The 11,879-nt window shown below is 44.1% G+C and carries 10 protein-coding genes; all 10 read left to right on the forward strand.

Annotated features, from left to right (window positions below):
• From rsmH to LV83_RS15405, 10 genes are read left to right on the forward strand one after another with little or no spacing between them, the layout of a single operon-like run.
• Positions 1 to 912, forward strand: a complete 912-nt coding sequence (rsmH, locus tag LV83_RS15360) for a 16S rRNA (cytosine(1402)-N(4))-methyltransferase RsmH (RefSeq protein WP_111612439.1) — start codon at positions 1 to 3, stop codon at positions 910 to 912.
• Positions 909 to 1,289, forward strand: a complete 381-nt coding sequence (locus LV83_RS15365; RefSeq protein ID WP_111612440.1) for an FtsL-like putative cell division protein — start codon at positions 909 to 911, stop codon at positions 1,287 to 1,289. The genes rsmH and LV83_RS15365 overlap by 4 nt, the downstream gene beginning before the upstream one ends.
• Positions 1,289 to 3,397, forward strand: coding sequence for a penicillin-binding protein (locus LV83_RS15370; protein WP_111612441.1), 2,109 nt, complete (start codon positions 1,289 to 1,291; stop codon positions 3,395 to 3,397). The genes LV83_RS15365 and LV83_RS15370 overlap by 1 nt, the downstream gene beginning before the upstream one ends.
• The gene (locus tag LV83_RS15375; protein WP_111612442.1) at positions 3,398 to 4,861 is read left to right on the forward strand and encodes a UDP-N-acetylmuramoyl-L-alanyl-D-glutamate--2,6-diaminopimelate ligase; all 1,464 of its coding nucleotides are present in this window, start codon (positions 3,398 to 3,400) and stop codon (positions 4,859 to 4,861) included.
• A 1-nt stretch (position 4,862) separates the two neighbouring features.
• Complete coding sequence (mraY, locus tag LV83_RS15380; RefSeq protein WP_111612443.1) at positions 4,863 to 6,074, forward strand: phospho-N-acetylmuramoyl-pentapeptide-transferase; 1,212 nt, start codon at positions 4,863 to 4,865, stop codon at positions 6,072 to 6,074.
• 5 nt (positions 6,075 to 6,079) lie between these two features.
• The gene (murD, locus tag LV83_RS15385) at positions 6,080 to 7,432 is read left to right on the forward strand and encodes a UDP-N-acetylmuramoyl-L-alanine--D-glutamate ligase (RefSeq protein WP_111612444.1); all 1,353 of its coding nucleotides are present in this window, start codon (positions 6,080 to 6,082) and stop codon (positions 7,430 to 7,432) included.
• On the forward strand, positions 7,429 to 8,598 hold the full coding sequence (locus LV83_RS15390; RefSeq protein ID WP_111612445.1) for an FtsW/RodA/SpoVE family cell cycle protein: 1,170 nt from the start codon (positions 7,429 to 7,431) through the stop codon (positions 8,596 to 8,598). Before murD ends, LV83_RS15390 begins: the two co-directional genes overlap by 4 nt.
• Positions 8,599 to 8,627: 29 nt before the next feature.
• A complete protein-coding gene (gene murG, locus LV83_RS15395; protein ID WP_111612446.1) occupies positions 8,628 to 9,710 on the forward strand; it encodes an undecaprenyldiphospho-muramoylpentapeptide beta-N-acetylglucosaminyltransferase in 1,083 nt (360 codons plus the stop codon).
• Complete coding sequence (murC, locus tag LV83_RS15400) at positions 9,707 to 11,119, forward strand: UDP-N-acetylmuramate--L-alanine ligase (protein ID WP_111612447.1); 1,413 nt, start codon at positions 9,707 to 9,709, stop codon at positions 11,117 to 11,119. The genes murG and murC overlap by 4 nt, the downstream gene beginning before the upstream one ends.
• Positions 11,116 to 11,874: a cell division protein FtsQ/DivIB gene (locus LV83_RS15405; RefSeq protein WP_111612448.1), complete on the forward strand. Its 759-nt coding sequence runs from the start codon at positions 11,116 to 11,118 to the stop codon at positions 11,872 to 11,874. The genes murC and LV83_RS15405 overlap by 4 nt, the downstream gene beginning before the upstream one ends.
• Positions 11,875 to 11,879: the final 5 nt, after the last annotated feature.

Genomic DNA, 11,879 nt, shown 5'->3' on the forward strand with positions numbered 1-11,879 from the left:
ATGACGGAGTCTATTTATCATATACCAGTGATGCTAGCCCAATGCACTGAAGGATTGTCTATTGATCCCAATGGGGTTTATGTAGACGTGACTTTTGGCGGAGGTGGACATTCCCGTGAGATTTTGAAGCATTTGGACAAAGGTCACTTGTATGGCTTTGATCAGGATGTGGATGCTGAAGCAAATATTCCTGCATCAGACAACTTCACCTTCATCGCTGCCAATTTCAGGGATTTGAAAAAATACCTAAGGCTTCATGGAGTGAAAAAGGTTGATGGGGTTTTGGCAGATTTGGGGATTTCATCGCATCAGATCGATGAGCCGAGCCGAGGATTCTCTACCCGATTCAGTGGAAGCTTGGATATGCGAATGAATCAGTCGGCAGAGGTTTCTGCAAAAGAAGTTCTGAATACTTACGATGAGGGTCGGCTTCACAAGATTCTTGGGATGTATGGTGAGGTGAAAAATGCGAAGACGTTGGCGCAAGCTATAGTCTCTGAACGAACCTCACAGCAATTTGAGACAACAGAGGGTTTTACATCTTTTCTGAAAAGATACGCCCCAAAAGGCAAAGACTTTAAATACTACGCGCAAGTCTTCCAGGCTTTGCGAATAGAAGTGAACGATGAGATGGGGGCTTTGGAGGAAATGCTACGTGAAGCAGTAGAAATTCTCAAACCAGAAGGGCGATTGGTGGTGATGAGCTATCATAGTTTGGAAGATCGCTTGGTGAAAAACCTGATGATCAAAGGGAAATTCCAAGGTGAGGTGGAGAAGGATTTTTACGGAAATCTAATACGACCTCTCGAGCCAATCAGCAGAGGTGCTGTTGTAGCAGATGCAGAAGAAATAGCATCGAACCCAAGAGCAAGAAGTGCGAAACTCAGAATTGCTAAGAAGACGGGGATATGAGCAATAACACATTCAGGAAAAAATTGAAATCAGGCAACAAGCCAAAAGGCGGTCCTCGCAAATCCATTTTCACATGGATGGAAGAGAAGCTCGATGTTACTGGAATCTTGGGTGAAGGAGTGCCAGTCCAATTGGTTCCACCGGTTGGATTTGTGGCTTTATTGGCTTTGGTCTACATCTGGAGCAATCACCGCGCTGAAAATATGGTGCGCAAAATCGAAAAGGCACAGCAGGAAGTAGAAGATCTAAGAGCAGATGTGACTACGCTGGAAGCAGAATACATGCTTAGCAGCATGCAGTCAGAAGTAGCGAAGCGCGTAGCTGAGCAAGGAATAGTAGAACTCAATCAACCACCGATTAAAATCGAGGTAGAATAGTGAATTTTAAACGATCCATATTGATCCGAGTACGGGTGGTGTTCATCCTCATAGCGCTGATCTCTGCGCTAATCCCGTATAAAATCGCCAAGCTTCAAATGGCGGATGGAGACGTATGGCGTGAAAAAGCCGAAACAATCAACTTCCAATATCGGGAAGTGCCAGCTACTCGTGGCAATATCTACGCAGCTGATGGAAGCTTACTAGCTACCAGTTTGCCTTTTTATAGAGTTGCACTAGATCCAACTATCGCAAAGTCTGATCGCTACAAAGCCGGAATTGATTCGCTTGCTAGAAAGCTTTCCGGATACTATAAGGATAAGTCGGCTGACTCTTATAAGAGAATGATTAATGATGCCAGACTAGACAACAAACGGTATTTGGTGCTGAACAGAAAGCAGATCGGATATCAAGGCATGCAGGAAATGTCCAATTGGCCAATTTTCAGAGAAGGAAGACTGGGAGGTGGAGTTATTTTCGAGAAAGTAGAGAAAAGATATAGACCGTTTAATTCCCTTGCCAGCCGTACAGTTGGCTTTTTGAATGAAGACCAATATGGCGCAGGAATCGAGTACAGTTTCAATAATTACCTTCAAGGGCAGGATGGGAAAGCACTTTTTCAACGCTTAGCTGGTGGAAGCTGGAAGCCGGTCTTCGATGCAGAAGATGTGAAGCCCGAGAACGGCTACGACGTGACTACGACGCTAGATGTGAACATTCAAGATGTGGCAGAAACAGCTTTGAGACGTCAACTGACTGATCGTGATGCGGAATTTGGTTCTGTGATAGTGATGGAAGTGAAAACCGGTCAAATCAAGGCGATCACCAATTTGCAAAGAAATACGAGTGGCAATGGCTACGGTGAAAACTACAATTTTGCCATTGGAGATCAGGGAAACACAGAGCCTGGCTCAACTTTCAAATTACTTTCCATGCTTGCGCTTTTGGAAGAAAACAAGATCACGCTGGACGAAACGGTAGAAACGGGAAATGGTGCTCATAAATTCTATAACCAAACCATGCGTGATGCAAAGAATGGTGGTTACGGAACCTTGACCATTCGTGAGGCATTTGAGAAATCTTCTAATGTTGGGATCTCAAAATTGGTAGACGAGCATTTTGGCTCCAGCCCTTCCAAATTCATGGCTTACATTGATAAGGTTGGATTGAGAGAGCCTTTTGGTTTTCAGCTGATCGGCGAAGGCAAGCCTTTTTTCAAAAAACCTGGTGAAAAAGATTGGTATGGAACTTCGCTTCCATGGATTTCTATTGGATATGAAGTTAAGCTAAACCCACTTCATACCCTTGCCTTGTACAATGCAGTGGCGAATGGTGGAAAAATGATGAAGCCGTACATCGTGAAATCTATTTCCAAAGGAAACAGGATTGAGCAACAGTATGAGCCTGAGGTGGTTCGAAAGCAGATTGCTTCCGAGAAAAACATCAAACTTCTCCAAGAACTTTTGGAAGGTGTGGTGGTACGAGGCACAGCAAAAAATATCGCCAACACTGATTACCGAATCGCTGGCAAAACCGGTACTGCCCAGAAGTTGGTCAATGGGCAATACACGAGAGTTTATTACACCAGTTTCGCTGGTTATTTCCCTGCCGATAATCCTAAGTATTCCATGGTCGTGGTCATTGACAGTCCAAAAGGCTTTGCAGCCTATGGAGGAGATGTTTCTGCACCGGTTTTCAAAGAAATAGCAGACAAAATTTACGCACTGGATATTGAGCTGAACCCAGAAAATCAACAAGAGATTTTTAGAGCTGAAGCTCAGGGTACGCAATTGCCTTATGTGCAGGCTGGGAAAGCGGAAGAACTTCAAGAGATATTCCAAGAATTAGGATTGAAAGCCTCGGCAGCCAATCCAGAAGAGTGGGTGAAGACAGTTTCTCGTGAAGCGAGCGTGGAAATGAATGTCAATGACACGGACAAGTCACTTGTCCCAGATGTGTCGGGACTTCCGCTTCGTGACGCACTTTTCATTCTGGAAAACAAGGGAATGAAAGTCAACTATACAGGAAAAGGCAGAGTAAAAGGGCAGTCGATTTCGCCTGGTTCTGCCTTGACTCCAAATGCAACAATTAATCTGGTATTGGGATAAATGAAAGTACTGAAAGACATATTATATAAAGTATCACTTACCTCTACCACTGGAGATATGGAGTTGGGGGTGAAAGATATTGTCTTTGACAGCCGTCAGGTGACTGAGGGAAGTGCTTTCGTAGCGATCAAAGGTACGCAGGTAGATGGCCATGAATTCATAGAGAAAGCTATTGGACTTGGAGCTCAGAGCGTTGTTTGTGAGCAATTGCCTGAGAAAATACTAGATGGCGTAACCTATGTGCAAGTAGTGAATTCTGCCAGAGCACTAGGCATTATGGCTAGCAATTACTTTGATAATCCTTCGGAAAGTATCAAAGTAGTCGCCATTACAGGCACGAATGGCAAGACCACCACAGCTACGCTTTTGCATCAGCTTTTCATGCGGATGGGCTACAGCACGGGTTTGCTTTCCACTGTAGAAAATAAGATTAATGAAACTGTAATTCATGCAACTCACACTACACCCGACGCGGTAAGTGTGCAGGCTTTGCTTCGCAAAATGGTGGAGGAAGGCTGTACGCATTGCTTTATGGAAGCGAGTTCTCACGCGATTGTGCAAGAGAGAATAGCAGGACTAAAGCTTGCAGGGGCTGTTTTTACAAATATCAGCCATGACCATTTGGATTACCATGGCACGTTTGACGAGTACATAAAAGCAAAGAAGAAGTTGTTTGATGAGCTTCCTAAAGACGCTTTTGCACTGGTAAACGGAGATGATAAGCGTGGAGCAGTGATGCTTCAGAATTGCAAAGCATCACATCAGTATTTCGCACTAAAGTCTCCTGCAGAATTCAAAGCAAAAATCATATCGAATACACTTGAAGGCCTTGAGCTGGATATCAATGGGAAATTGATCTGGTTCCGAATGATAGGTGCATTCAATGCTTACAATCTTTTGGGTGTTTTGGGCGTCACAGTTCTTTTGGGGGAAGAGGAAGATGAAGTACTTCGTGAGCTCTCTGGCATCCGCGGAGCAAAAGGTCGATTCGATAGAATTTCCATTGCTGGCATCACCGCCATCGTCGATTACGCACATACTCCTGATGCTTTGGACAATGTGCTAAAGACTATCAACGGCGCAAGAACTGGTGGAGAGCAATTGATCACAGTGGTTGGCTGTGGCGGAAATCGTGACAAAACCAAGCGTCCTGTGATGGCAAAAATAGCCGTTCAGGAAAGCGATAAAGCAATTCTTACTTCTGACAATCCTCGATTTGAGGAGCCGGAAGCAATACTGAAAGATATGCAGGCTGGCGTAGTTCCGTCTGAAATCAGAAAGACATTATCCATTGTGGATCGCAGAGAGGCAATTAAGACTGCTTGTATGCTTTCGCAAAAAGGAGATATCATCCTCATCGCTGGCAAAGGCCATGAGGATTATCAGGAGGTCAAAGGGGTGAAGCATCACTTTGATGATACTGAAGTAGTAACCGAGTTTTTACAACAATTGACACAGCGCTGAGATGTTATATCCACTTTTTGATTATTTGGACAAAGTACTTGATATCCCGGGGACAGGGGTGTTTCGATATATCTCGTTCCGAGCCGGTATGGCATCGCTTTTTTCATTGATCATTACCATATCTTTTGGCCACAAAATCATCGCTTGGATCCGGAATAAACAGATCGGTGAGACGGTAAGAGATTTAGGTTTGGAAGGGCAGCAGGAGAAGAAAGGTACGCCTACTATGGGTGGCTTGATGATCATGGCGGCCATTTTGATCCCGACTTTGCTTTTCGCAGATCTGAACAATATCTATATCATCCTTTTGCTCATCACCACAGTTTGGCTTGGAGGGATTGGTTTTGTGGATGATTACATCAAAGTTTTCAAGAAAAACAAGGAAGGACTTGCCGGAAGATTTAAAATCATCGGTCAGATCGGAATCGGAATTATCGTAGGTTCCACGCTTTATTTCAACGAAAGTGTAGTTATCCGTGAATTCCCTAATTCTGTTTCTATAGAGGAAGGTGTGGTAGAAACCTCGGTTTATAGAGATGTCAAAGTTGCTAAAACCACCATTCCATTTACCAAAAACAATGAGTTGAATTACGAGACTTTGCTGGGCTTTATGGGCGAAGCGATGACTCCAATTCTATACATTTTCGTGGTGACGTTCATTATCACGGCTGTTTCAAATGGTGCAAATATCACCGATGGAATTGATGGGCTTGCGGCGGGAACCTCCGCCATTATCGGCTTGACGATTGCGATTTTTGCATACATCAGCGGTAACGCCATTTTCTCTTCTTACCTCAATGTCATGTACATCCCCAACTCGGGCGAGCTCGTGATTTTTGCTGCGGCATTCATTGGTGCCTGTGTGGGATTTCTTTGGTATAACGCCTATCCGGCCCAGGTTTTTATGGGCGATACAGGCAGCTTGATGCTTGGAGGAGTGATTGCGGTTTTGGCTTTGACGCTTCGCAAAGAATTACTTATTCCAGTAATGTGCGGAGTCTTTGTAATTGAAAATGTCAGTGTGATGCTCCAAGTGGGCTACTTCAAATACACTAAGAAAAAATACAGGGAAGGCAGAAGGATTTTCCTGATGTCTCCACTTCATCATCATTACCAAAAGAAAAATATACCTGAAGCCAAGATCGTAACCCGATTCTGGATTGTAGGGATTCTTTTGGCAGTGATCACTTTGGCAACACTAAAACTTAGATAATAAATATGAACAGAATAGTCGTTCTGGGTGCAGGAGAAAGCGGAGTGGGAGCAGCAATGCTTGCCAAGCAGAATGGCTATGTCGTTTTTGTATCGGATGCTGGGCAGATTTCTCCCGCTAGAAAGGAAGAAATGGAGCGATTGGAAATTCCATATGAAGAAGGCAAACATTCCGAAGTTAAAGTGTTGAGTGCCGACTTGATCATTAAGAGTCCTGGGATTTCTCCAAAAACAGAAATCGTAGCTAGGGCATTGATCATTGGGATTCCAATTATCGATGAATTGGAATTTGCCTTCGGTTATTCCAAAGGAAAGGTGATTGCGATTACTGGAACCAATGGAAAGACTACCACGACTTTGCTTACTTACCATCTAATGAAAGAAGCGGGTTTGGATGTTGGACTAGCTGGAAATGTAGGTAAAAGCTGGGCTGGCCAACTACTTGAAGGAGATCATGACTATTGGGTGATCGAGTGCAGTAGCTTTCAAATAGACGGTTTCCAGACTTTCAAGCCTAGCATTGCGATTCTGACCAATATCACGCCTGATCACTTGGATCGCTACGATTATCAGATTGACAAGTACATGGATTCCAAGTTTGGGATCTTCAAAAATATGACTTCAGCTGATCAAGCCATTTTCTTTGCAGAAGACTATTTGACTTTGGAAGGATTGAAGACCAAAACAATTCCTGCAACCCAAAACTGGATTTCACTCGAGCAAGCGCAGCAAAGTGGAGGCTATTTAACCAGACTCACGCTTGAGATGAAAATAGCAGGGAAATCAGCTCAAATTCCGATGGATTCTCTTTCCATAAAAGGGAAGCATAATGTGTTAAATGCACTTTGCGCAGGAACTGCAGCGCTTTGCGCCGGGGTAACCGAATCTCAGATGATCGCAGGTTATCAAACCTTCAAAAACGCGCCGCATCGAATGGAGGAAGTCAGAGAAGTCGACGGCGTGAAATTCATCAATGACAGCAAAGGGACTAATGTGGAAGCTACTGCTTATGCCTTGGCAAGCTATGAGAATCCTTTGATTTGGATCGCTGGTGGGGTGGATAAGGGTAACGAATATTCTGTCCTCAAGCCTTTGGTAAATGAAAAAGTGAAGTCGCTGATTTGCTTGGGCAAGGACAATGATAAACTAAAAACAGCTTTTGCTGGAGATATAGCTGATATCCGCGAAACTCAGGATATCCGGGAAGCAGTGAGTTGGGGCCAAGAACTAGGCAAGCCTGGAGATATTGTATTGCTATCGCCTGCATGTGCAAGTTTTGACCTATTCAAAAATTATGAAGACCGCGGAAATCAATTCCGCGCGGCAGTAGAAAACCTTAAACCCAAAGCCATCTCATGAGTGAATTTAAAGCATGGATAGATAGGAATTTCAAAGGCGACCCGATCATTTGGGGCATTGTCATTCTATTGTCGCTTTTCAGTATTCTGGTAGTGTATTCCGCTACGGGCTCTTTGGCGTATAAATATGCTGGTGGAAATACTGAGATCTACCTAATCAGACATTCCATGTTGATTTTCGTGTCGCTGGTGGTGATGTGGTTTGCCCATAAAATTCCTTACAGAAAGTATGCAGTTTATGCTCGATTGGGAGTGATTATATCTATCCCACTTTTGCTGGTGACTTATTTGTTTGGTTCCAATATCAACGAGGCAAATCGCTGGATTACCATCCCGGTAATCAACCAAGCATTTCAGCCTTCAGATTTGGCAAAATTGGCCTTGATAGCTTCGATTGCGGGTATGCTTGCAAGACGTCAAAATAATATCAAGGACTTTAAGAGCACTTTCGTGCCTATCATTATTGCGATAGGATTGATCAGTGGATTGATCGCTATGGCGAATTTCTCAACGGCAATTCTTCTATTGATTACTTGCCTGCTCATCATGTTCATAGGGCGAGTTCCTGTGAAATATTTAGCAATGGTGTTAATGGTTGGCGCATTAGGATTGACAGCTGCTGGATTCATAGGACAAAGAGGAGCAACTCTTGTATCCCGGGTTGAAGACTTTATGAACAAGGATGAAATCCCATTCCAGGCCGAGCAATCTTACATCGCAATCGCAACTGGAGGAATAGGAGGAAAAGGCCCAGGAAATTCTGAGCAGAGAAACTCGCTTCCGCATCCTTACTCGGATTTTATCTATGCCATCATCATCGAGGAATATGGTCTGATCGGAGGATTCTCCGTGCTATTCCTATACCTCGCCTTGCTTTACCGAGGCATGCGTATCGTGGCAAATTCAAATAAAGCATTTGGTGGATTGCTATCTGCGGGATTGAGTTTCGCATTGGTGATCCAAGCCTTAGTGAATATGGCTGTGGCCGTTGGCTTGGGTCCGATAACAGGCTTGCCACTTCCACTACTAAGTATGGGGGGGACCTCTTTGGTTTTCACCGGGATATCGCTGGGAATTATTCTCTCGGTTAGTCGCGGAGATCACCAAGATGAATCGCAGACAAGCAGCCCCACAATTGGAAATAGATCTAGACTTAAAACCGCATAATTATTAACGCACAGCGCACATATCGCATTTTGATCAGTGGTGGAGGTACCGGAGGACATATCTATCCGGCTATCGCTATTGCCCATGCCTGGAAGGAAAAGCATCCGGCCAGCGAGATCTTATTTGTGGGTGCTTTGGGCAAAATGGAAATGCAAAAAGTACCAGAAGCCGGATACAAGATCAAAGGTCTTCCGGTGGCTGGATTGCAAAGAAGCTTGTCTCTGGAAAATCTAAAGTTTCCTTTCAAATTATTGAAAAGCCTGACCCAAGCTTCGAAAATCATTAAGGATTTCAATCCAGATGCGGTAGTAGGAGTCGGAGGCTATGCAAGTGGTCCGGTGCTTTATGCTGCGCAAAGGAAAGGAATACCAACGCTGGTTCAAGAGCAAAACTCTTATGCCGGTTTGACTAATAAAATTTTGGCCAAGCGAGCAAAGAAGATCTGTGTGGCTTATCCTGAAATGGATCGCTTTTTCCCAGCTGACAGAATTGCCTACACAGGTAATCCAGTTCGCAAGGATATCCTGGATTTATCTGGAAAAAGAGAGAAAGCAATTGCCCATTTCGGACTTGATACTGATAAAAAAACAATCCTTGTTTTGGGAGGCTCACTTGGAGCTAGAACACTGAATAACGCGGTACTCGCCGATATGCAAAAGCTGGAGGCTGAGGGCTATCAGTTGCTATGGCAGTGCGGTAAGTTTTATTTCCAGGAAATGAAATCCAAGCTGGCTGAGTCAGGATTGAAGAATATTCACCTGAATGAATTTATACGCGAGATGGATTTGGCTTATGCGGCGGCTGATGTGATTGTGTCGAGAGCTGGCGCATTGTCAGTTTCTGAGCTTTCTCTCGTGGGCAAACCGGTGATTTTCATCCCATCTCCAAATGTGGCTGAGGATCATCAGACCAAAAATGCCATGGCTTATGTAAGCCACGATGCCGCATTGCTTTTGAGAGATTCAGAAGCCGTAGGCGCTTTGGAACAAAAAGTAACGGAGCTAATGAAGGACACTCAACTGTCTGAGTCATTAGGGAAAAATATAAAGAATCTGGCTAAGCCGAATGCGGCCAACGCCATAGTGGAGGAAGTAGAACTATTGATTGCATGAGTTTCGAAGGAATAAATAGCGTCCATTTGCTCGGTATCGGTGGCATAGGCATGAGCGCCTTGGCTCGCTGGTTTCGCCATGAAGGATATGCTGTGTCCGGCTATGACCGTACACCTTCGCCGCTGACCGATGAGCTGATCACTGAAGGGATGCAAATTTCTTTCGATGACAAACAAGAAACTATCCCGAGTTCAGTTACAGGAAATCCTGAGAAATCACTGATTATTTGGACTCCTGCTATGCCGAAGGAAAGTGCTCAGTTAAATTTCTTCAGAGATCATGGCTTCCAAATCAAGAAAAGATCTGAGGTGCTAGGTATAGTAACGAATAAGTACTACACCATCGCAGTAGCTGGGACACATGGCAAGACAACCACTTCTTCCATGATCGCTCACATGCTGAAATCTGCAAAGAAACCTGTGGTGGCTTTCCTTGGCGGAATCACTCAAAACTACCAGAGCAACTTGATTTTGGGAGGCAAAAAGTCTAAAGAACCCACATTAGTAGTAGTGGAAGCAGATGAGTTTGACCGCTCATTTCTAAGACTTCATCCAAATGAAATAGTGCTGACAAGTGCCGATCCAGATCACTTGGATATTTATGGAGACGAGCAGCACATCTTAGACGGATTCCTTGAGTTTGTCAATCTGGTGGATAAAAAAGGAAGACTTTACATACAGCAGCAGGCTGGGCAAAGACTTGGAGAAGGCAAACTTCCAAAAGTTGCTACCCGAGAATATGGGTTAAGATCTTCAGGGATTAGTGCTGAGAATATTCAGGCAAGACCAGGGTCATTTGTATTTGATTATGTGGATGGCAAAAATGAAATCAAGGGTTTAGAGTTGTTCATCCCAGGATTTCATAACGTGGAAAATGCCTTGGCTGCTATTGCAATTGCCTTGGATCATCAGATATCTGAGGAGCAAATCAGAAAAGGAATTAGCTCTTTCAAAGGAGTAAAGAGAAGATTTGAAATTCATGTAAATGAAGGAAATCAGGTCTTCATCGATGACTATGCGCATCATCCTGAGGAGATCAGAGCATGCTTGAGTTCTGTTCGTGCGATGTTTCCAGCTAAAAAGCTGACAGTGATTTTCCAACCTCACTTGTTTTCCCGCACGAGAGATTTTGCCGAAGGCTTCTCCGAAAGTCTATCCTTAGCGGACTCAGTGATTTTGTTGGATATCTATCCAGCTAGGGAGCTTCCAATTAAGGGAATTACCTCTGCTATGCTTCTTGAAGGCATTAATACAGGCCATAAAGAATTGGTGTCCAAAGAGAATTTGATAAGCCATTTGGATCAGACTTCTCCGGAAGTTTTGGTGACACTGGGAGCTGGCGATATCGATCGTCTGGTGCCAGAAATAGCATCATGGATGAAAGAAGGACTTAACCGATACTCATTATGAAGAAGGCCAAAATAAAGAAAGTGCTTGCTTTTGTAGTGCTCACATTGGTGCTGGTAGGGTTTATTGGTTTTGTGGAAAAGCAAACCCTCTATAAAACCTTCCAAGGGACTGAGATTGACATTGAAGGAGTAAGTGAAGTCTATTTCGTGGAAGATGCTGAGATCGCCAAGATCCTCAGTGAAGCCTTTCCAGACTTGAAAGCTGGGTTGATGCTGGAAGAAGTTCCGATGAAGGCAATCGAAGCTAGACTACTGGGGCATCCATTTGTGAAGTCGGCTGAGGCGATGCTGGGGCAGAAAGGCATTTTGAATTTGAAAATCAGTCAGCATCAGCCGATTGCAAGAATTGCGCAGCCTTTAGGTGCAGATGGATATATCACCACGGAAGGGAAAGTCATTCCTACCTCGACTTCATACACCAGCCGAGTGCTGATTTTGGAAGGAGAATATGCTGAAAAGCTGATGGACAAAGGCGAAATCAATACGGATATGCCTGAGTTGATGGACTTGATCACATTCATCACGGAAGATGAGTTTTGGAATGCTCAAATCACCGAAGTGGAATTGAATTCCAGAGATGATATCCGCCTTTATCAGCAGGTTGGGAGACAAATCATCGAGTTCGGAGATGCACATGACATAGTAAATAAGTTTGACCGGATATCGGTCTTTTATAAGGAAATATTGCCTCGCAAGGGGTGGAGTGCTTACAACCGTGTAAGCGTGAAGTTTAAGGATCAAATCGTCTGTGAATAATAGCT

It is taken from the genome of Algoriphagus yeomjeoni, from assembly GCF_003259505.1.
Taxonomy (GTDB): domain Bacteria; phylum Bacteroidota; class Bacteroidia; order Cytophagales; family Cyclobacteriaceae; genus Algoriphagus; species Algoriphagus yeomjeoni.